The 21133-nt window shown below is 71.6% G+C and carries 16 protein-coding genes; 10 read left to right on the top strand and 6 right to left on the bottom strand.

What is annotated here, in order from left to right:
* Positions 1–98: 98 nt before the first annotated feature.
* Both D452_RS0126175 and aztA read right to left on the bottom strand, forming a co-directional pair.
* Complete coding sequence (locus D452_RS0126175; RefSeq protein ID WP_017547097.1) at positions 99–887, bottom strand: helix-turn-helix domain-containing protein; 789 nt, start codon at positions 885–887, stop codon at positions 99–101.
* 112 nt (positions 888–999) lie between these two features.
* Entirely contained in the window at positions 1000–1635 is a 636-nt protein-coding gene (aztA, locus tag D452_RS0126170) for a zinc ABC transporter ATP-binding protein AztA (RefSeq protein WP_017547096.1), read from the bottom strand.
* Positions 1636–1726: 91 nt separating this feature from the next.
* On the opposite strand from aztA, the gene aztB reads away from it, so the two are divergent.
* The 4 genes from aztB to aztD all read left to right on the top strand — a co-directional run bounded on the left by aztB (position 1727) and on the right by aztD (position 5986).
* Entirely contained in the window at positions 1727–2629 is a 903-nt protein-coding gene (gene aztB / locus D452_RS0126165) for a zinc ABC transporter permease AztB (RefSeq protein WP_017547095.1), read from the top strand.
* Positions 2626–3810, top strand: a complete 1185-nt coding sequence (locus tag D452_RS0126160) for a hypothetical protein (protein ID WP_017547094.1) — start codon at positions 2626–2628, stop codon at positions 3808–3810. The genes aztB and D452_RS0126160 overlap by 4 nt, the downstream gene beginning before the upstream one ends.
* 5 nt (positions 3811–3815) lie before the next feature.
* Complete coding sequence (gene aztC, locus D452_RS0126155; RefSeq protein WP_040694933.1) at positions 3816–4733, top strand: zinc ABC transporter substrate-binding protein AztC; 918 nt, start codon at positions 3816–3818, stop codon at positions 4731–4733.
* A 65-nt stretch (positions 4734–4798) separates the two neighbouring features.
* Positions 4799–5986, top strand: a complete 1188-nt coding sequence (gene aztD, locus D452_RS0126150; protein ID WP_017547092.1) for a zinc metallochaperone AztD — start codon at positions 4799–4801, stop codon at positions 5984–5986.
* A gap of 363 nt (positions 5987–6349) precedes the next feature.
* Here the strand turns inward: aztD and D452_RS0126145 are convergent, their stop codons facing one another.
* A complete protein-coding gene (locus tag D452_RS0126145) occupies positions 6350–7351 on the bottom strand; it encodes a LacI family DNA-binding transcriptional regulator (RefSeq protein WP_017547091.1) in 1002 nt (333 codons plus the stop codon).
* A 153-nt stretch (positions 7352–7504) separates the two neighbouring features.
* Between D452_RS0126145 and D452_RS0126140 the strand changes: the two genes are divergently transcribed.
* From D452_RS0126140 to D452_RS0126110, 6 genes are all read left to right on the top strand, one after another.
* On the top strand, positions 7505–8044 hold the full coding sequence (locus tag D452_RS0126140; RefSeq protein WP_017547090.1) for a TRAP transporter small permease: 540 nt from the start codon (positions 7505–7507) through the stop codon (positions 8042–8044).
* A complete protein-coding gene (locus D452_RS0126135) occupies positions 8041–9315 on the top strand; it encodes a TRAP transporter large permease (protein ID WP_017547089.1) in 1275 nt (424 codons plus the stop codon). The genes D452_RS0126140 and D452_RS0126135 overlap by 4 nt, the downstream gene beginning before the upstream one ends.
* A gap of 76 nt (positions 9316–9391) precedes the next feature.
* The gene (locus tag D452_RS0126130; protein WP_017547088.1) at positions 9392–10384 is read left to right on the top strand and encodes a DctP family TRAP transporter solute-binding subunit; all 993 of its coding nucleotides are present in this window, start codon (positions 9392–9394) and stop codon (positions 10382–10384) included.
* A gap of 120 nt (positions 10385–10504) precedes the next feature.
* The gene (locus tag D452_RS0126125; RefSeq protein WP_017547087.1) at positions 10505–12418 is read left to right on the top strand and encodes a bifunctional sugar phosphate isomerase/epimerase/4-hydroxyphenylpyruvate dioxygenase family protein; all 1914 of its coding nucleotides are present in this window, start codon (positions 10505–10507) and stop codon (positions 12416–12418) included.
* Entirely contained in the window at positions 12409–13326 is a 918-nt protein-coding gene (locus tag D452_RS0126120) for a shikimate dehydrogenase (protein WP_017547086.1), read from the top strand. The genes D452_RS0126125 and D452_RS0126120 overlap by 10 nt, the downstream gene beginning before the upstream one ends.
* A gap of 597 nt (positions 13327–13923) precedes the next feature.
* Positions 13924–15351, top strand: a complete 1428-nt coding sequence (locus D452_RS0126110) for an acyl-CoA synthetase (protein ID WP_017547084.1) — start codon at positions 13924–13926, stop codon at positions 15349–15351.
* A 42-nt stretch (positions 15352–15393) separates the two neighbouring features.
* Here D452_RS0126110 and D452_RS0126105 read toward each other — a convergent pair whose 3' ends face one another.
* The 3 genes from D452_RS0126105 to D452_RS0126095 form a co-directional block, all read right to left on the bottom strand.
* Positions 15394–16242 (bottom strand): transporter substrate-binding domain-containing protein, encoded by an 849-nt coding sequence (locus D452_RS0126105; RefSeq protein ID WP_017547083.1) that lies wholly within the window; start codon positions 16240–16242, stop codon positions 15394–15396.
* 150 nt (positions 16243–16392) lie between these two features.
* Entirely contained in the window at positions 16393–20415 is a 4023-nt protein-coding gene (locus D452_RS29325; protein WP_239646456.1) for an MMPL family transporter, read from the bottom strand.
* Positions 20412–21110 carry a response regulator transcription factor gene (locus tag D452_RS0126095; protein ID WP_017547081.1) on the bottom strand — a complete coding sequence of 233 codons (699 nt, stop codon included), beginning with the start codon at positions 21108–21110 and terminating at the stop codon, positions 20412–20414. The genes D452_RS29325 and D452_RS0126095 overlap by 4 nt, the downstream gene beginning before the upstream one ends.
* Positions 21111–21133 lie beyond the last annotated feature (23 nt).

Here is a 21133-nt window from a genome sequence, read left to right as displayed (position 1 = left end):
GGAGTTAGGTTTGCCTAACCGAATTTAGGGTGCACTCAGTTGGTTCGCAATCGCTCGAAAGGGACAAGGAACCTCGCGAAACGGACATGGGGTCACTGTCACTGGACGCGGAACCGCCCGGGACTCATGCCCGTCACCCTCCGAAAAACCGTGCCGAACGCGCTCGCCGAGTGGTAGCCGACCCTCTCCGCCACCTCCTCGATCTCCTCCCCCAGGGAGAGCAGGGTGATCGCGTGCTGCACGCGCGCGGCTGCCGACCACTGGCTGAACCCGAGCCCGGTCTGGGCTCGGAACGCCCGCGTGATGGTTCGGGTGCTCACGCCGAGCCGCGCGGCCCACGAGGCCAGGGTCGTGTCGTCGGCGGGGTCGTCGCGCACGGCCGCGACGATGGGCTCCAGCAGCGGGGACTCGGGGATCTTCAGCAGCAGCTCGACCGGGGCCGGGGCCAGCAGGTCGAGCACCACGGCCTCGGTCCTGGCACGTGACCCAGGGCCCAGCCCGTCGGTGTTGAGCCGTTCGAGCAGGAGCCGCAGGAGCGGGGTGACCTCCACCGCGACGGTGGTGTCCGCGATGGCCGGGACCGCGTGCACGCTGAACTGGGCCGCGTGGTGCCAGGTCCCCGCCGGGGTCCACCCGGAGTGGGGGGTTCCGGCCGGGATCCACAGGCCGACCGACGGTGTGATGGTCCACACACGCGTCCCGGTGGTGGCGGTCGAGGCGCCGCGCAGGTTCCAGAGCAGCTCGTGCGTGGGGTGCGAGTGCTCCTCCCAGTAGGTGTCGCGCGCGATCACCTCGTCGGTGCCGTGAACCACGTAGGGGACGTCGATCTCCCCCGCACCGTAGGAGGGAAGGCTGCGGTTCTCCACCGCGTCCGCACGCTCGCGCACCGCCCCACGGTGCGACGCCCTGTCTTGTCTGACCACGTCACACAGGTTATGCGGGGCCACCCCGCGAGGACCAAACCAGGGGCTGCCCGGCCTCAGCCCCCTGTCGGACGCGTCACACCGCGGTTCCGGTCGGGGCCACGCGGCCCGCCTCCAGGGTGAGGACGTGGTCGGCGTCCCGCGCCTCCTCGGCGAAGTGGGTGGCGTGCACCACGGTGACCCCCTCGGACGCGACCTCGGAGACCAGTTCCCGGACCCGGCCCATGGATCGGTGGTCCAGCCCGGCCGAGGGTTCGTCCAGCAGCAACAGGCCCGCCTCCTGCGCCAGCCCCTGGGCGATCAGGGCGCGTTGGCGCTGCCCTCCGGAGAGCTCCCCCAGTCTCCGGTGGGCCAGGTCCGCGACCCCGGTGCGCTCCAGGCAGCGGTCGACCACCGCCCGGTCGTGGCGGGTGAGCGGACGCCACCAGCCCCGGTGCGCCCAGCGCCCCATGGCCACCGTGGCGCGCACGGTGAGCGGCAGGGCGTCCGGTACCGCGCTGCGCTGGACGACGAAGGCGGGGCGGCGGGTGTCCGCCGGGACCACCGTTCCGCTCCGGGGCGGGACCGTGCCCGCCAGCACCCCGAGCAGGGTGGACTTGCCCGCGCCGTTGGCCCCCACCAGGGCGGTGACCGCCCCTTCGGGGATCTCGGCGGTGACCCCCCGGAGGACGTCCGTCCCCCCGTAGCCCGCGTACAGGTTGTCGATCCTCATCGCTGGTGACCCCCGCTTCTCGTGTGTCCGGGTTCGCCCGACCCGACCCGATGTGAAAACGATAATGGTTATCGCTGTAGAGTGTCCCATCATGGAAGCACTGATCGAACCCTTCGGGGTCACCTTCGTCCAGCGTGCGCTCTGGGCGGGCCTCCTGGTCTCGGCCGTCTGCGCGATCGCCGGCACCTGGGTGGTCCTGCGGGGCATGGCCTTCCTCGGGGACGCGATGTCGCACGGCATGCTGCCCGGGGTCGCCCTGGCCGCCCTGTTCGGGCAGAGCCTGTTCGTGGGCGCAGCGCTGGCGGCGGGGGCCATGGCCGCCGGGGTCACCGCGCTGAGCCGCTCCCCCCGGTTGTCCCAGGACACGAGCATCGGCCTGTTGTTCGTGGGGATGCTCTCGGTGGGCGTGATCCTGGTCTCGCACTCGGCGTCGTTCGCGGTCGACCTCACCGCGTTCCTCTTCGGCGACGTCCTGGGCGTGCGGGAACGGGACCTGCTCCACCTGGGTCTCTCCCTCGCCGCAGCACTGGTGGTCGCGGTCGTCGGCCACCGGGCGTTCGTCGCGCTGGCCTTCGACCACCGCAAGGCGCACACCCTGGGTCTGGCGCCGCGCTTCGCGCACGCCGCCCTGTTGGGCCTGGTCACCCTCGCCGTGGTCGCCTCGTTCCACGTGGTCGGCACGCTGCTGGTGTTCGGGCTGCTCATCGCCCCGCCCGCCACCGCGCTGCTCTGGGCCAGGAGCATCCCGGGGATCATGCTCACCGCCGCACTGTTGGGCGGCGTCGCCACCTACGTCGGACTGCTCGTCTCCTGGCACTGGGAGACGGCGGCCGGGGCGAGCATCGCGGCCACGGCGGTGGCCTTCTTCTTCGTCTCGGCCCTGGCCTCCGCCCTGCGATCACGCGGCTTCGCCAGGCGACACCCCCCGACCGAGGAGCGCTCCGCCGACCCCGCGCCTCTGCCCACCACCCTGGAAGGAACGGTGACACCGTGAACCGTCGACACCGCACCGCCGCCCTGGGAGCGGCGGCCCTGGTCACCCTGCTCGCAGGTGGCTGCTCCGGCGGCGCCGCCGAACCCGAGCCCTCCGATGAGGAGACACCCCACGGGTACGTCGAGGGGGCCGAGGAGACCGCCGAGCCACAGCTCCGGCTGGTCCTCGCCGACACCGACACCGGCCAGGTGCGGCTCCTGGACCTGCTCACCGAAGAGGTCACGGAGCTGGGCGAGGTCCCCGAGGTGGACGGCGTCGTGGGCGACGGCCGCTTCGCCTACCTGAGTTCGTCCGATGACGGGACCACCGAGGTCTTCGACAGCGGTGTGTGGACCGTGGACCACGGCGACCACAACCACTACTACCGGACCGGCTCCGGACACGTCGGTTCCCTGAACCTCCCCGGCCCCGCTCAGGTCGTCACCGACACCGCGCTGACGTCGGTCACTGCTGGCCCGGGGGCGTCGCTGCTGCTGGACAGGGCGGAACTGGAGGACGGGACGGTCGCCACCGCCGACATCGCGCTCGACGAGGGGGCCATCGTCCTCCCCTACCAGGGGGCTCTGGTCACCGTGGACGACGACGGGACGGTCCGCGTGCTCGACCGCGACGGAGCCCCGCAGGCGACCCCGGACGCGACCTGCACCGAACCGGACGGCGCGGCCGTCACCCGCCGAGGTCTGGTGATCGACTGTGCCGAGGGCACGCTCCACGTCACCGAGGAGGACGGCGAACTGACCGCCTCGACCCTCTCCCACCCGGGTGAGGAACGCGGCGGCCCCTTCCTCCACCGTTCCGGCTCCGCCGTCCTGGCCGCGCTTCCCGCCGACGACACCGTGTGGGTCCTGGATCTGGCCGAGGGCGAGTGGCGTTCCCACGACCGGCCCGGAGCCGTGGCGGCGACGGCGGTCGGCGAGGAGGGGCCGCTCCTGGTCCTGACCGATGACGGGACCCTGCACTCCCTCGACCCGGAGACCGGGGAGGAGGAGGCGTCCACCGCCCTGCTGGACACCGTGGATCCCGAGCTGCCGCCAGCCCTCCTGGCGGACACCTCCCGCGCCTACGTCAGCGACCCCGCAGCCGGGGTCGTGCACGAGATCGACTACGCCGACGACCTGCGTGTGGCCCGCACCCTCGAACCGGGGATCGCGCCGCACCTGATGATCCAGACCGGACGGTGAACGCCATGCTCCCCCGACGTCCCCTCGCCGCCCTCGCGGCCGCCACGCTCACCCTGACCCTGGCCTCCTGTTCCTCGGAGGAGGAGGGCACGGGGATCGTGGTGACCACCAACATCCTCGGCGACGTCACGGCACGGATCGTCGGCGACGAGGCACCGGTCACCGTGCTGATGCCGCCCGACACCGACCCGCACTCCTTCGCGATCTCCGCACGCGAGGCCGCGACCCTGGAGAACGCCGACCTCGTCGTGCACAACGGCCTCGGCCTGGAGGAGGGGGTCGCCCGCAACGTGGCCGCCGCCGAGGAGGCCGGGGTACCCGCCCTGGAGGTCGGCGCGGAAGTCGATCCGCTGCCGTACACGTCTGACGAGAGCGAGGGCGAGCCCGACCCGCACTTCTGGACCGACCCGGCTCGGGTCGGCCTGGCCGTGGACCTCATCGCCGAGCGAGTGATCGAGGAGGTCGACGGGGTCGACGCCGACACCGTGCGCGCCAACGCCGAGGCCTACGCGGCCGAGGTGGACGAGCTCGACGCGTGGATGGGCGAGGAGTTCGCCGCCCTGCCCGCCGAGAGCCGCAGGCTCGTGACCAACCACCACGTCTTCGGCTACCTCGCCGACCGCTACGGCTTCGAGGTCATCGGAGCCGTGATCCCCAGTGGGACCACCCTGGCCTCGCCCAGCACCTCCGACCTCAAGGACCTCTCCGACGCCGTGGCCGAGGCCGGTGTCTCCGCCGTCTTCGCCGATTCCTCCCAGCCCGACCGGCTGGCCACCGTCATGGCCGAGGAGGCCGGGGTGGAGATCGAGGTGATCCCGCTCCACTCCGAGTCCCTGAGCCGCGAGGGCGGGGGCGCCGAGACCTACCTGGAGATGATGCGCGCCAACACCGAGGCCATCACCGCCGGGCTCCGCGACGACTGAGCCCGCCTTCCGACCACCCCCCAGTCACCCCCCGCACCAACACCCATCCCTGAGAGAGAAGAAGCATGCGCCCCAACCGAACCACCCGAGCGGCGGCCCTGCCCGCTCTGCTGTCCGCCGGTCTCCTCCTGACCGCCTGCGGAACCGGCTCCGACGACGGCGCCGCGAGCGCCGACGAGGAGGCGGCCCCGGCCGAGGCCGTGGCGACGGAGCCCCTCGTCACCACCTACGACGGCGGCCTGTACGTCCTGGACGGCGAGTCCCTCGAAGTGGTCGCCGACATCGAGATGGAGGGCTTCAACCGCGTCAACCCCGCGGGGGACGACCGCCACGTGTTCGTCTCCACCTCCGAGGGCTTCCAGGTCCTCGACGCGGCCGGCGCGGAGCTCACCGACACCCTCTTCCCGGCCGACACCCCCGGTCACGTGGTGCGCCACGGCGGCCGGACCGTCCTGTTCGCCGACGGCACCGGCGAGGTCACGGCCTTCGACACCGACGCGCTGGGCTCGGGCCTGCCCGAGGAGACCGACGTCCACACCGCCGAAGAGGCCCACCACGGCGTGGCGGTCGAGCTGGACGAGGGTGAACTCCTGCTCACCCTCGGCAACGAGGAGGAGCGCGTGGGCGCCCTGGTCCTGGACGCCGACGGGGAGGAGATCGCCCGCAGCGAGGAGTGCCCGGGCGTGCACGGGGAGAGCGCGGCCCAGGGCGGGGCCGTGGCCATCGGGTGCCAGGACGGCGTGCTGATCTACCAGGACGGCGCGTTCACCAAGGTCGAGAGCCCCGACGACTACGGGCGGATCGGCAACCAGGCCGGTTCCGAGGAGTCGCCCGTCATCCTGGGCGACTACAAGACCGACCCGGACGCCGAACTGGAGCGCCCCGAGTCGATCGCCCTGGTCGACACCGCCGAGGGCGACCTGGAGCTGGTCGACCTGCCCTCCAGCTACACCTTCCGGTCCCTGGGCCGGGGCCCGGCCGGTGAGGCCCTGGTGCTGGGAACCGACGGCTCCCTGCACGAGATCGACCCCGACTCGGGCGAGCTCACCCGGAGCATCGAGCTGATGGACTCCTGGGAGGAGCCGCTGGAGTGGCAGGACCCCCGGCCCGCGCTGTTCGTGCGCGGTGGCACCGCCTACGTGAGCGACCCGTCCACCAACCAGGTGCACGCGGTGGACCTGGCCTCCGGTGAGGTCACCGGCTCGGTGACCCTGGACGAGGCCCCCAACGAACTGAGCGGCATCGCCCACTAGGGGCGTTGTTCGGTGGATGCTGCCGTGGCGAGCGGTGCATCCGGTGCTGCTGGCACAGGCCCGAAGCGGGAGCGCCCTCCTGTGCGCCGCTCCACGAGCTCCGCGGTGTCGCACAGCGGGGGTCGGCCCGGGTGTGGCTGTCGGCTGACCAGAACGCCGTGCCGGTGCCGCTGGGGCGACGCCCGGCGGGGCGTGTGTCCGCCGAACACGCTCTGGGTCGTTGCTCCACCCCGTCGCACGGCGGGGCAGCCCCCCGAGGCCCGGGGGCCCGCGCGTGACGGCGCGGGCCCCCGGGCCGACCCGTCTCCCGGCTCCACGTTCGGATCGGGGTCCGTTGGTGGTGGCGGCTTCCCGCCAGGGGCCTCAGCGGGCGGCGGGGCCCGTGGAGTCGCGGATCACGAGATGGGTGGGCAGGACCACCCGCTGCGGGGCGGGGTGCGCGGTGGAGAGCGACCCCTTCCTCAGCAGGAGCTCCACCGCCACCCGGCCCGCCTCGTCCTCGGGACCGGCGAGGGTGGTCAGGGCGGGAACACACAGGTCGGCGCCGAAGATGTCGTCGTAGCCGACCACGCTGGCCTCTCCGGGAACCGCGACCCCGCGTTCGGAGAGGCGACGCAGGACACCGATGGCGAGCAGGTCGTTGTGGGCCACCAGAGCGGTCGCCCCGGACACCAGGGCGGCGTCGGCGGCGGCTCCGCCGCCGCTGACCCTGGGTGGGAACGGGCCCAGGCGGGCGACGGCGAGCCCGCGCCGCTCCGCTGCCGCCCTCAGCGCCTTCCACCGTTCGTTGGCGAGCCAGGACTGGTGCGGGCCGGAGAGGTAGACGATCGACCGGTGCCCCAACGAGGCCAGGTGCTCGACGATCTGCCAGCTCCCCGGTCCGCTGTCGACCACCACGCCGGGAAGGCCGTCGACCTCGCGGTTGACCAGTGCCAGGTTGTGGCTCTGCGAGATCCCCACGGTCGTCTCGTCGCTCATACGGCTGGCCGCCAGCACGAAGCCGTCCACCGAGTGGTCCAGCCGTTCGATCTGGTTGCGTTCGTTGGCCGCCGACTCCTCGGTGTTGCCGAGGATGAAGGTGACGCCCGCCTCGCTGGCACGCCGTTCCGCGCCCCGGATCGTGCCGAAGAAGTGTGGATTGGTGATGTCGGGGACCAGCATCGCGATGGTCGCCTTGTGCCCGGACTGCAGGGCCGTGGCCAGGGGGTTGGGCCGGTACCCGAGCCGTTCGGCGACCCGCAGCACGTGGTCGCGCGTGGTCGCGTTCACCCGGCGGGGGTTGCCGAAGGTCCGGGAGACCGTGGAGGCGGCCACACCGGCCTCGGCCGCGACGTCGTAGATGGTCGTGCGCCTGGGAGTCTTCATCTCGCCCCCTTCCTACCGGGTTGTGACAACTTTTGGCAATCGCTTGCCACTGATGTGAACGGAAACCTAGAGTTCACAAAAGTGTGACACCCACCACGTCCACGGCCGCTGATCAGCGCAAAAGCCGTGTACTCCCGACTGGAGCCGACTGGGATGACCCAACCCCCCGAACCGAACGACACCGGGCCCCCGAGTCCCGCGCGGACGGTGGTCCGCTGCCTGGAGAGGGCCGAACTCGTCGTCGGCGCCCTCCTGCTCACCCTGATCTTCACGCTGATGCTCGTCCAGGCGACCCAGCGCCACCTGCCGGTCTCCGGCTGGGTCTGGACCGGCGAACTGGCCCGGTTCGGTCTCGTGTGGCTGACCTTCTCCCTGGTCGGATACCTGGTGGGCCGGGACGAGCACATCACCCTGAAGCTCGTCGACCACGTGGCCCGCGGCCGGGTCCTGCGCGGAGTGTGGGTCCTGGCCAACCTCGTCGTCGCGGCGGTCGCCGTCGGGTTCGTGTTCGAGGCCGCCGAACTCGTCTTCGGCGGTTCCCCGCAGACCACACCCGCCCTCAACGTCCCCCTGTCCTGGACCTACGTCATCCCCATGGTCGGGCTGTCCCTGGCCGCGCTGCGCGCCCTGGCCAACACCCTGCTTCCCGCGCCCCCGGCCCTGGAGACCGCCCCCGAGGAGCGTGCCGAATGAGCGCCGCGCTGGTCGTCACCGGCATTCTCGTACTCCTGTTGCTGCGGGTCCCCGTGGCCTTCGCGATCCTCGGCCCGACCCTGCTCTACATGGTCGTCACGGACCAGTCGACGGGTCTGAGCCTGCGCACCGCCGCCCAGGAGGTCAACAGCTTCCCCCTGCTCGCGGTCCCGTTGTTCATCCTGCTGGGAGTGGTCGCCAACCACACGGGGATCGCGGACCGCATCTTCGCCTTCGCCCAGGTGCTGTTCGGCCGAGTGCGCGCCAGTCTGGGCTACGTGAACATCGGCGTCAGCGTCGGTTTCTCGTGGATCAGCGGCACCGCCCTGGCCGATGTCGCGGGCATGGGCAAGATGCTCGTCCCGGCCATGACCAGCCGGGGGTACCCCCGGCGTTTCGCCCTGGGACTGACCGCCTCCTCCAGCCTGATCAGCCCGGTGATGCCGCCGAGCATCCCCGCGATCGTCTACGCCTCGGTGGCGGCGGTCTCCACGGCCGCGCTGTTCGCCGCCGCCGTGGTCCCGGCCCTGCTGATCGCGGGCGGCCTCGCGCTGTACGTCTTCGTGTGGAGCCGCAAGCAGCCCCAACTCGCCGGACGGCGCTCGGCACCCGGCGAGTTCCGGTCCGCCGCCCTGCGCGTCGTCGGCCCCCTGGGAGCACCGGTGCTGCTGCTCGGGGGCATCCTCAGCGGCCTGTTCACACCGACCGAGGCGGCCGCCGTCGGCGTCGCCTACGTCCTCGTGCTCGGGTTCTGCTACCGGCGCCTGACCCTGCGTTCCCTGTGGAGTATCGCCGTCGAGACCGCCACCACGGCGGCGTCGATCACCCTGATCCTCGCCGCGTCGGGGCTCCTGGGCTGGGTACTGGCCCGCGAGCGGGTGCCGCAGGACATCGCCTCGTTCCTGCTCGGCTTCACGGACAGCCCCGTCGTGTTCCTCCTGCTGGTGAACGTGGCGCTCATCCTGATCGGCACCATCCTGGAACCCATCGCGGCTCTGGTCATCACGGTGCCGGTCCTCCTGCCGATCGCCGTGCAGTTCGGCGTCGACCCGGTCCACTTCGGTGTGATCGCCATAGTGAACCTGATGATCGGCCTGCTCACGCCACCCATCGGCGGCGTCCTCTTCGTCCTGGGGTCGGCCACACGCACCCCCATGCACGAGGTGTTCCGGGGTACGGCGCCGTTCCTGATCCCCCTCCTGGCGGTGCTGGGACTGCTCACCGTGGCCCCCGAACTCGTCCTCTTCCTCCCCGGCCAGCTCGGCCTGTAGCGACCGTCCACCGGACCTCGCCGCCCACGACTCCCCGACCCCACCCGCTCCCCGCGCTCCACCGAAAGGTCCCACCATGAACACCGGTCTCCGCGTCGCCGCGCTCCTGCCAGCGGCCGCCCTCGTCCTCACCGCCTGCGGTGCGGGCGACGACACCGACGGCCCCGTCCTGACCTTCTCCAACAGCTACACCGAGGACCACCCGCACACCAGCTGCGGCATCGACCTGGTGGCCGAGCACGTGGCCGACGCCGACGCGGGCTTCCGCGTGGACACCTTCCCGGGGAGCCAGCTCGGCGACAACACCGAGACCTTCGCGTCGGTGATGTCCGGCGACATCGACATGGACGTCCAGGGCTCGGCGGCGCTGGGTTCCGCCCACCAGCCGATCGGGGTCTTCGACGCGGCGTACGCCTTCGACGACGCCGACCACATGTTCTCCTTCTTCGACTCGGAGGCCGCCGAGGCCACGAAGCAGGGGTTCGAGGAGGCCACCGGGGCGAAGATCCTCGACGTCTGGTACTTCGGGGACCGGCACTTCACCGCCAACCAGCCGATCCGCACCCCCGCCGACCTCTCCGGGCTGCGTATGCGGTTCCCCGACTCCCCCATCTACCTCGCCAACGCCGAGGCGATGGGCGCCAGTCCCACGACGGTCGCCTTCGAGGAGGTCTACATGGCCCTCCAGCAGGGAACCGTGGACGGCCAGGAGAACCCGATCGCGACCGTCGCCGCCGACAACTACTCCGAGGTGCAGTCCCATGTCAGCCTCACCGGGCACCAGATCGGCTCCCAGATGATCGTGGTCTCCGGTCAGACCTGGGACCGGCTCTCCGAGGGGCAGCAGGAGGTGCTCCAGGAGGCGGTCAGCGAGGTCCGGGAGAAGAACCGCGCCTGCATCGAGGAGGCGGAGGCCGAGGTCCTCGCCGAGTGGGAGGCCAGCGGCGCGATGGAGGTCGTCGACGACGTGGACGTGGAGGCCTTCCGCACCCAGGTCCACGAGCACTTCCTGTCCACGCTCGAGGGCGAGGCACTGGAGCTCTACGAGGCCTTCCGGGAGTCCGCCTGACCGCACGGGCCGGTGGGCGCGCGACGCCGCCGGCCCGTTCCACTCCACCTCCGCACCGGCCCGACACCGGTGCGGCGTGAGCACACCCCGCCCCGCGAACGGAAACGGAGTCTGAAGGACATGCGGCGATCCATCGCCACGGTCTCCCTCAGCGGAACCCTGGAAGAGAAACTGAGCGCGGCCGCCAAGGTCGGCTTCGACGGCGTGGAGATCTTCGAGAACGACCTCCTCGCCTCCCCCCTGGCCCCCCGTGAGATCCGCGCCCTGGCCGGGGAACTCGGCCTGACCATCGACCTCTACCAGCCCTTCCGCGACTTCGAGGGCGTGGACGACACCCGGCTGGCGGCCAACCTGAGGCGCGCGGAGGCCAAGTTCGCGCTCATGGTCGAACTCGGGGTGGACACCCTGCTGGTCTGCTCCAACGCGACCGCCTCGGCGATCGACGACGACGCTCTGGCCGCCGCCCAGCTGCGTGCCCTCGCCGAGACCGCCGAGCCCTACGGGGTGCGCGTCGCCTACGAGGCGCTCGCCTGGGGGCGGCGCGTCTCGACCTACGAGCACTCGTGGCGGATCGTCGAGGCGGCCGACCACCCCTCACTCGGCCTGTGCCTGGACAGCTTCCACATCCTCTCCAGGGGTGACGACCCCTCGGGCATCCGGGACATCCCCTCGGAGAAGATCCTCTTCCTCCAGCTGGCCGACGCTCCGCCCATGGACATGGACGTGCTCCAGTGGAGCCGCCACCACCGCTGTTTCCCCGGGCAGGGCGGCTTCGACCTGGCGGCGTTCACCGGCCACGTGATCGCCGCGGGCTACCGGGGACCGCTGTCCCTGGAGGTGTTCAACGACGTCTTCCGCGCCTCCGACCCGGACCGGACGGCAGCGGACGCCCTGCGTTCGCTGTCCGCCCTCGAGGACACGGTGGCCCGGACACGGGAGCCCGTCGACCCCGGGCAGCTCACGGACCGGCACCGCGACGGCGCCGTTCACCTGACCCGGCTCCCGGACCTCGTGCCACCCGAGGACCTTGCGTTCGTCGAGATCGCGGCAGCTGATCCGGCCGCAGGGCGTACCCGCTCCGTGCTGTCGGCGCTGGGGTTCGCGCACACCCGCGACCACCGGTCCAAACCCGTCGAGCTGTGGGAGCACGGCCACACGCGGATCCTGCTCAACTCCGCCGACCCCCGGCTCGGACACACCTGGACCGGCGACGCCGCCGTGACGGCGCTCGGCGTCGAGGTCCCCGATCCGGCCCGGGCGGCGGCCAGGGCCGAGGCCCTCTCGGCTCCCGCCCTGTCCCGCCGCCGTGACCCCTCGGAGGCGCGGATACGTGCCGTCGCCGCGCCCGACGGGACCGCCGTCTTCCTGTGCCCGCCCGAGGCGTCCGGCGGGGCGGACTGGACGGAGGACTTCTCCGCGCCCGCGGTCGGCGACCGAAACGAGGGTGCGCCGACCCCGCTCACCGGCATCGACCACATCGGCCTGTACCAGCCGTTCGACCACTTCGACGAGGCCTCGCTGTTCTACCGGACCCTGTTCGGGCTCTCCCCGTCGGAGAACACCGACCTGTCCTCTCCCGACGGGCTGGTCCGGAGCCGCGTCCTGACCAGGCCGGACCCGGGGTCGGGACCGCGCATCGCGCTGAACGTGTCCGTGCTGGGACGCGGACCGCAGGCCGACGCCACCGGCGGATCGCAGCACATCGCCCTGGCCTGTGACGACATCGTCGCGGTCGCCCGTACGATGGTGGCCGCCGGGGAGCCTCCGATCCGGGTCCCCGACAACCACTACGACGACCTCGCGGCCAGGTCGGACCTGTCACCGGCCCGGCTCGCGCTCATGCGCGGCCTGGGCATCCTCCACGACACCGACGGCGCGGGCGAGTTCTGGCACCTCTACACACCCCTGCTGGGCGGCCGGTTGTTCTTCGAGGTCGTACAGCGAGTGAACGGGTACGAGGGGTACGGGGCGGCGAACACAGCGGTGCGGATGGCCGCGCACCGGGCCGCGCAGCGTTCGGAGCAGTGGACGTGACGGGCCGGACGAGCGACGGCGGGAGCGTTCGAGCGCTCTCCCCCACCCAGGACGTCCCCTCCTTCCTGGTCGGGCTGATCGGTTCGGGGATCGGCCCCTCCCTGACCCCGGCCATGCACGAGACGGAGGCCGCCGAACTCGGGCGCCGCCTGGTCTACCGCAGGATCGACCTCGACGCCTGGGACCTGCCGGCGTCGTCGGTCGGCGAACTCGTGCGCTCGGCCCCGCGTTACGGGTTCGACGGGCTGAACATCACCCACCCCTGCAAGCAGCTGGTCCTGCCCCACCTGGACGAACTCACCCCCGACGCCGCCGCGCTGGGAGCGGTGAACACCGTGGTGTTCGACGGTGAACGCGCGGTCGGGCACAACACGGACTGGTCGGCCTTCGCCCGCTCCCTGGAACTCGGGCTGCCCACCGTGCCGAGGGAGAGGGTGGTCCTCCTGGGCGCGGGCGGGGCCGGTGCGGCGGTGGCCCACGCCCTGATGACCGCCGGTGTTCGGGACCTGTCGGTGGTGGACACCGACCAGGACCGGGCCAGCGGACTCGTCCGGGACCTGGCGGAACGCTTTCCGGGGCATCGTTGCGAGGCGGCCCCTCCCTCTGAGGTCGGCGGCCTGCTCACCCGGGCGGACGGGCTGGTGAACGCCACCCCGGCCGGGATGGCCCAGCACCCGGCTCCTCCCGTGTCCCCGGAGCTCCTGCGCCCGCACCTGTGGGTGGCCGACGTGGTCTACCGGCCGTTGCGCACCGCGCTGCTCGCCGAGGCCGAGGGGATCGGGTGCGCCACTCTGGACGGCGGCGGCATGGCGGTGTTCCAGGCCGCCCAGGCGTTGGAGCTGATCACGGGCATGGTGCCCGACCACGACCGGATGATGGCGCACTTCGCCGCCGTCGCGCGGGGCTGACACGGGTGCGGTGACCGGTCGGTCCCGGGCGGGCACCGGTCCCCGGGCCGGGCCCGCCGTCACTCCTCGATCGGGATCCCGAACGGCCCCGCGTCGAACGTGAGCTCGGTGGTCTCCACCGGGGGCGCGGTCAGGTGGAGGTAGCCGTACTGGGTGGGACCCGGGGGAGGTGGCGGCGGGCCACAGGGGCGATCCCACTCGCTCGATGAAGGCCGGGTCCTCGCCGTCGAAGGCCTGTGTGTGGACGGTCCCGGTGGCGGGGTCGAAGGCGCTGAACTCGAAGTACGACCCGATACCGAAGGGGTTGGTCGTGGAGGGGACGGTGACTCCCTCGTGGGTGGCCTCGAACCGGGCGACGATGAACGCGCCGTCCCGGTAGAAGGGGTGGACGTCCAGTTCCCAGGAGTGCTGGAGATCGCCGTTCCTGCTCCTCTTCCTCTGGGAAAACCGAATCCTCGTTGGCAGTTCACCACAGCGTGTTGGCTCTTGCGGCAGGCTTCAGTTCCGGAAAGGAGTGGGCCCTGCGAGAGGGAGCGTACGCTCGTGCTGACTACCTCCCGCCCCCCGGCCAGCCCCTTCTCACGGAAAGGCGCCCCCGTGCTCCCCTACGTCTCCGAGCCAGACGGCCGCCCCGCCCTGACCTTCGGCGAACGCGCGCTCTCCTACGAGGAGCTCTCCGGAGCGGCGTCACGGCTCGCCGCCCGACTCCCCCGGGACGGCCGGGTGGCGGTGTGGGCGACCCCCACCCTCGAGACCTGCGTCGCGGTGACCGCCGCGCTCCTGGCCGGGGTACCGGTGGTCCCGCTGAACCCGCGCTCCGGCGACCAGGAGCTGCGGCACGTGATCGACGACAGCGCCCCCGAACTCCTGCTCCACGCGCCCGGCGAGCGGACCCCGGAGGCCCTGGGAGCGCTGCCCCGACTGGAGGTGGACGCCGCCCCCGGCCCCGGCACGCCTCCGTTCACCCGCGAGGTGGACGACGAGGCCACCGCCCTGGTCGTCTACACGTCCGGGACCACCGGGCCGCCCAAGGGGGTGCTCCTCTCCCGGCGCGCGGTGGCCGCGACCCTGGACTCCCTCGCCCGGACCTGGGCCTGGACCGGCGAGGACGTCTTGGTGCACGCCCTGCCCCTGTTCCACGTGCACGGCCTGGTCCTGGGCGTGCTCGGGCCGCTGCGCCTGGGCGCCGACCTGATCCACCTGGGCCGGTTCGACACCAAGGAGCTCACCCGGGCCCTCACGGCGCGGGCGACCATGGTGTTCGGTGTCCCGACCATGTACCACCGGCTCGCGCTGGCCGTGGAGGACGACCCCGCCCTGGCCGAGGGGCTGTCCCGGGCGCGGCTGCTCGTCTCCGGCTCGGCCGCGCTGCCGCTGCCCGATCACGAGAGGCTGACCTCCGCCACCGGACAGAGGGTGGTGGAGCGGTACGGGATGACCGAGACCCTCATGAACACCAGCGTGCGTCCGGGGGACCCGTCCGGGCACGGCACCGTGGGCGTCGCGCTGGACGGGGTGGAGCTGCGCCTGGTCGACGACGACGGCGCGGAACTGGGGCTCGGCACCGAGGAGATCGGTGAGGTCCAGGTGCGCGGCCCGAACCTGTTCAGCGGCTACCTCAACCGGCCCGAGGCCACCGCCGAGGCGATGGACGGCACCTGGTTCCGGACCGGCGACATGGCCGTGCGCGACGCCGAGGGGCGGGTGCGGCTGGTGGGCCGCCGGAGCACCGACCTCGTCAAGAGCGGCGGGTACAAGATCGGCGCCGGGGAGATCGAGAACACGCTGCTGGACCACCCGGGGGTGGCGGAGGCGGCCGTCACCGGGGAGCCCGATCCGGACCTGGGCGAACGCGTGGTCGCCTGGATCGTCGCGACCGGCCCGGTACCGCCGACTCTGGAGGAGCTGGCGGAACTCGTGGCCTCGCGGCTGGCCCCGCACAAGCGCCCCCGCCGCCTGCACGTGGTGGACGCACTGCCCCGCAACGACATGGGCAAGATCCTCAAACGGAAGCTGGGGGTGTGACCACGGGGTCCGGGTGCGGCGCGCCCGGACCCCGTCACCCGGTCAGAGCCGGACGTCCTCTCCGAACCAGGGCTCGACGATGCGGTCGTAGGTGCCGTCGTTCAGGGCCATGTTCAGCCACTGGTCCACGTAGTGCTTGAACACCTCGTCGCCCCGGGGCAGCATGAACGCCTTCTCGAAGAAATCGAAGGGCTCCTCGGGGTTGACGGCGCACAGCTCCTCGTACTCGTTGGCCACCCACAGCACCTCGGAGGCGTCGGTGGTCATCACATCGGCCCTGCCCGCGACGATCTCGTCGAAGATCGTGTTGTTGTCGTGCGTGACGAGCTCGCCGTCCGGGTAGTGCTCCTCGGCGAACACCTGGTTGGTGCCGCCGCTGGGCATGATCGAACGCACCCCGGGCTGGTTGATCTGCTCGATGGTGCGGTAGTCGTCGACGTTCTCGCACAGGGCGATGGGGGTCTTGCCGTCCTCCATGAGCGGCGCGGAGAAGTACACCCGCTGTGCGCGCTCGGTGCTGACCGAGATGCCGCCGACCGCGATGTCGCAACCGGCGAGGAAGTCGTCCATCAGGTCGTCCCAGGTGGTCCGGGTCCACTCGATCTCCACGCCGAGCTCGTCGGCGAGGTCGCGCGCCATGTCGACGTCGATGCCGGTGAACTCGTCCGGGTCGGCGTCGAGGAAGGTGAAGGGCCGGTAGTCGCCGGTCGTGCAGACATTGAGCGAGCCGCGTTCCAGGACCTCGTCCAGCCTGCTCCCCTCCAGAGTGGTGGTCTCGGGGTGGGCCGAGCCGTCGGAGTCCGCCCCCGAGCAACCGGCGGCGAGGAGGACGGCCAGCGAGGCGGCGGAGGCGGCGAGGACGGTGCGCGGTCGGGCTGGCGCTACTGGCACGTGCGGACTCCCGGCGTCTGGTGGGTGATCCGGGTCATATTAGCCACGGCCCGCAGCGCGCACCGCGGCCGGGCCCCGGGAACGGGAACGGCCCCGCCGAGCCTGGCGGGGCCGTTCTCCGGGGTTCCGTCGCGACCGGTTCGGCTCTCCCTACCGGGAGGTTCCGGCGGCGGCGTCGGCCTCCCGGGGGTCGCCGTCGTCCGCGTCGTTCGCCGAGCTCTCACCCTCACGCGTGCCCTCCGCGGTGACGGGCGCGACCGGGGCGAGCCGGTCGCCCTCGATGTCCACGTTGGGGAGCAGGCGGTCCAACCACGTGGGCAGCCACCAGGTGGCCCGGCCGAACAGCGCCATGACCGCCGGGCCGAGCGTCATCCGGACCAGGAAGGCGTCGATGAGGATGCCCACGGCCAGGACGAACGCGATCGGCTTCAGCATCTCCACGTGGCCGAAGACGAACGAGGCGAAGACGCTGATCATGATCGCCGCGGCCGCCGTGACCACGCGCGCCCCCTGGGTGAAGCCGGTGGAGATCGCGGCCATCGGCTCGGCGCCGTGGACGTGGTCCTCCCGCATACGGGAGACCAGGAAGACCTCGTAGTCCATGGCCAGACCGAAGAGGATGCCGATCATGAGGGTCGGCATGAACGCCAGGAGCGGACCGGGTTCCACTCCGAACAGCCCGGCGCCGTAGCCCCACTGGAAGACCACCACGGTCAGTCCCAGGGAGGCGCCCGCGCTGAGCACGAACCCCAGCGCGGCCTTCACCGGCACCAGGATCGAGCGGAACACGACGGTCATCAGCACCAGAGCGAGGCCGATGACCACAGCGGCGAACACCGGCAGCGCGTCGGCGAGGCGTTCGGAGACGTCGATCGCCATGGCGGCGGCACCGGCCACCACGATCTTCGCGCCGATCTCGTCCTCGATCTCGCCCTGGAGTCCGCGCACGTCGTGCAGCAGGTCCTCAGTGGCGGTGTCCGAGGGGCCGGTCTCCGGGATGACCACGATGATCGCCGTGTCCCGCACGTCGCTGAGCTGGGGCGGGAACACCTCCGCGACCCCGTCGACCCCCTCCATGCGCTCGGCGACCTCGTCCGCGGCCGCGGGCATGTCCGGCAGGCCGGTCAGGTCGGCCACCACGGCGAGCTGCGCGGTGTGTCCGGGCCCGAACTCGTCGCTGATGATCTCGAAGGCCTGGCGCTGGGTGGTGTCCGTCGAGCTGGTCTCGTCGCTGGGCAGGCCCAGGTGCATGCTGCCGAGGGGAAGCAGGAGCGTCCCCAGGACGGCGGTCACGCCGACGATCGCGATGACCGGACGCTTGATGACCATGCCGATCCACCGTGCGCTCATGGTGCGCTCGGAGACCATCGCCCTCTCGGCGCGGCGGCCCAGCACCGGCAGGCGCCCTGCCGTGACACGGTGGCCCACGAACCCGAGGAGGGCGGGGAGCAGCGTGATCGCCACGAGCACCGCCACGGCCACCGTGACCATGGCGGCCACGCCCATGAGGGTCAGGAACGGGATCTGGACCACCGACAGACCGAGCAGGGCGATGATGACCGTGATCCCGGCGAAGACCACGGCGCTGCCAGCGGTGCCGATGGCGCGGGCGGCCGACTCCGCGGGGTCCCAGCCCTGCGCCACCTGCTTGCGGTGGCGGGAGAGCACGAACAGCGAGTAGTCGATGCCCACGGCGATCCCGAGCATGAGCGCCAGGATCGGGGCCGTGCTGGTGAGCTCGATCAGGCTGGACGAGGCGTAGAGCAGGAGCATGCCCACGCCCACGCCGATCAGCGCGAGCAGGATCGGCAGACCGGCGGTGACCAGGGCGCCGAAGTTGATGATGAGCACCACGAGGGCGGCGACCAGGCCGACGACCTCGCTCGGGCCCATGATGGCGGGCACCTGCTGGGTGATGGAGGGGCCGCTGAACTCCACGTCCATGCCGGCCGCGCGGGCCTCGTCACCGGTGTCGAGAATGGCCTCGACGGTCTCGGACGGGACCTCGCCGTTGCGGAACTCCAGCTGTACCTGGATCATCACGCTGTCGCGGTCGTCCGAGAGCTGCGGAACCTGCTCGAGGACCTCCTCCTCGTCGAAGTCCGGGGCCTGCTCGGCGACGGCGGCGAGCGCCTGTTCCTCGGCCTCGACCATCAGTTCCTCGACGGCCTGGTCGCGGCCGGGTGTCTCCGGCGGCACCAGTCCCTCGACCTGCTCGCGGGCGGCCTCCAGGGCCTGTTCCTCACCCTCGGCGATCCCGTCGTCGTACTGCTGACGGGCGTCCTCGAGGATGCCGTGCGGGCTGAAGACCTCGTCGACACCGTCGATCTCCGCCAGTTCGTCGGCGGTGGCGCGCACGGCGTCGGCGTACTGTTCGTCCTCGATGACGTCGGAGCCGTCGGGGGCGCGCAGCACGGCGGTGACGGACTCACCGGTGGTGGAGAACCGCGCCTCCATGAGGTCGGTGGCCTGTTCCGACTCGGTGCCGGGGATACTGAGGGCGTCGTTGAGCGGGGCGCGGAACATCAGCGCCGCACCGCCCGCGAGCACCAGGACCAACAGCCACGAGAACACGACCAGCCATCGTCGTCGGTAGGCGAACCCACCCAGACGATAGAGCAGCCCAGCCATACTCATTCCTCTCAACCCCGACTTACGCTTGCCTTCCAGCTCATACGACGCCGATGAGGTGAAATGCCGAGGATCATGAGAGTTCGATGAGAACGCCGCACCACCGGTGAGATCGTCGTCACGTTGACCAGCTCGGGAGCCCGTGTCCGGGTCGGGCGGGGACGGGAAGCGGAGGGTGACCGTGGTGCCCTCGGCGGCGGTGGAGACGAACTCCGCCTCTCCCCCGTGGGCCCGCATGACAGCGCGGACGATGGGCAGCCCGAGCCCGCTGCCGGGGCGGCCCGTCGCGGCGGAGGCCCGGTAGAAGCGCTCGAACACGAAGGCCGCGTTCTCCTCGGCCACGCCGGGGCCCTCGTCGGCCACCTCCAGGACCACGCGTCCGTCACGGCGGTGCAGCCGGACGGTCGCCGGGCTGGTGGCCGGGGTGTGCACGCGCACGTTGGCCAGCAGGTTGGAGACGGCCTGGCGCAACTCCTGTTCGTCCCCGACCACCAGACCGTCGGCGGAGACCTCGGTCCGCCAGTCCCGCTCGGGCTGGGCGGCGCGGGCATCGGAGACGCTGTCGGACACGATCGGGCCGAGGGCGACGACCTCGTGCCGGGGCGCGGGCCCCTCGTCGAGCCGGGCGAGGTAGAGGAGGTTGTCCACGATGGCGGCCATGCGCTCGGACTCCTGCTGGGAGCGGGTGATGACGTCCGGTCTCCGGGCGACGTCGACCACCCCCTGGGCCACGAGTTGCAGGTAGCCCCGGATCGAGGTGAGCGGGGTGCGCAGTTCGTGGGAGGCGTCCGAGACGAACCGGCGCAGCCGCTCCTCGGAGTGTTCGTGCGCGTACAGGGCTCCGCGCAGGCGGGCGAGCATGCGGTTGATGGACAGGGTGAGGCGGCTGACCTCGTCGGCCGCGCCCGGAGCGGGTTCGGGGACACGGCGTTCCAGGTCGCCCAGGGCGATGGCCTCCGCCGTCTCCACGACGTCGTCCAGGGGACGCAGACCCCGGCGGATGACCGCGGTTCCGGCGATCAGCGCGATCCCGAGCATGCCCAGGCCGACCGACACCTGGATGGCCACCAGCCGGTGGACGGTGGCGGTGACCGGACGCAGGGGTTCGCCCATGAGGACGACGGTGTCCTGTTCCGGCAGGTGGAGCACCTTGACCCGGTACTCCGCACCGTCGTGTTCGACCGTGAACACGCCCTCGGGCGCGCTGTCGGTGTCGATGTCACGGACCAGGGTGGGGCCCGATCCCTGGAGCCGGTGCACCTTGGGGTGACTGTCGCCCGGGACCCGGGTGACGAACTCGGCGACGAACTCGCTGGGGGCGCGGATCTGCTCCACGAGCTGGTCGGGGCTCTTGGCGAAGATCTCGTCCTGGTTGGCGCGCACGAACGACGCGCTGGTCTCGATACGCTCGTCCAGCCGGTCGACCAGGTAGGACGCGAGGAACATGGAGCTGGCCACGGCGACGACGCTCAGGGCCAGGAACATCAGGACGGCGTTGACCACCACCATGCGGCCGCGCAGGGTGCGCCACGGTGCCCTCATCCGGGGTCACCCTCACGGAGCGCGTAGCCGAACCCCCGCTGGGTCCGGATGAGGTTGGGGCCGTGCGCGCCGAGTTTGCGGCGCAGGTAGCCGACGTAGGTGTCGACGATGTTGGAGCCGCCCGAGTATCCGTCGCTCCACACCTCGTCGATGATCTGCGGGCGTGAGAGCACGCGCCCGCTGTTGAGCATCAGGTAGCGGAGCAGGTCGAACTCGGTGCGCGACAACGGCACCGGGTTCCCTGCCCGACGCACCACGCAGGCGCGCTCGTCGAGTTCGACGTCGGCGAAGCGCAGGACGCCCTCGCCCGGTTCGGGGCCGTTTCCGGGTCGTGTCCTGCGCAGGACCGCCCGTACCCGGGCCACGAGTTCGTCGGTGTTGAACGGCTTGGTGACGTAGTCGTCCCCACCGTAGGTGAGCCCCGCGATCCGCTCGCTGTGGGCGTCCTTGGCGGTGAGGAAGACGATGCCCAGGTCGGGCCGCGAACGCCGCAGTGCCCGGCACACGTCGAACCCGTCCCCGTCCGGGAGCATGACGTCCAGCACGACCAGGTCGGGTCCGAACACGTGTGCGGCGGTGTGGGCCTCGGCGGCGGTGGCGGCGGTCCGCACCTCGAATCCGTGGAACTCCAGCACGGTCGCGACCATGTCGAGGATGTTGGGTTCGTCGTCGACGACGAGGATCTTGGCTTGCATGGTCCGTCCATCACAGCCGAAAG

This window comes from Nocardiopsis prasina DSM 43845 (assembly GCF_000341265.1).
GTDB lineage: Bacteria > Actinomycetota > Actinomycetes > Streptosporangiales > Streptosporangiaceae > Nocardiopsis > Nocardiopsis prasina.
This window is presented reverse-complemented; position numbering and strand designations above follow the sequence as displayed.

Excerpts from the sequence above, each read along its gene's own strand:
- D452_RS0126125 (WP_017547087.1), top strand. The coding sequence starts at position 10,505 with ATGCGGCGATCCATCGCCACGGTCTCCCTCAGCGGAACCCTGGAAGAG.
- D452_RS29325 (WP_239646456.1), bottom strand. The coding sequence starts at position 20,415 with ATGAGGGCACCGTGGCGCACCCTGCGCGGCCGCATGGTGGTGGTCAAC.
- D452_RS0126145 (WP_017547091.1), bottom strand. The coding sequence starts at position 7,351 with ATGAAGACTCCCAGGCGCACGACCATCTACGACGTCGCGGCCGAGGCC.
- aztB (WP_017547095.1), top strand. The coding sequence starts at position 1,727 with ATGGAAGCACTGATCGAACCCTTCGGGGTCACCTTCGTCCAGCGTGCG.
- aztC (WP_040694933.1), top strand. The coding sequence starts at position 3,816 with ATGCTCCCCCGACGTCCCCTCGCCGCCCTCGCGGCCGCCACGCTCACC.
- D452_RS0126140 (WP_017547090.1), top strand. The coding sequence starts at position 7,505 with ATGACCCAACCCCCCGAACCGAACGACACCGGGCCCCCGAGTCCCGCG.
- D452_RS0126095 (WP_017547081.1), bottom strand. The coding sequence starts at position 21,110 with ATGCAAGCCAAGATCCTCGTCGTCGACGACGAACCCAACATCCTCGAC.
- aztD (WP_017547092.1), top strand. The coding sequence starts at position 4,799 with ATGCGCCCCAACCGAACCACCCGAGCGGCGGCCCTGCCCGCTCTGCTG.
- aztA (WP_017547096.1), bottom strand. The coding sequence starts at position 1,635 with ATGAGGATCGACAACCTGTACGCGGGCTACGGGGGGACGGACGTCCTC.
- D452_RS0126130 (WP_017547088.1), top strand. The coding sequence starts at position 9,392 with ATGAACACCGGTCTCCGCGTCGCCGCGCTCCTGCCAGCGGCCGCCCTC.
- D452_RS0126135 (WP_017547089.1), top strand. The coding sequence starts at position 8,041 with ATGAGCGCCGCGCTGGTCGTCACCGGCATTCTCGTACTCCTGTTGCTG.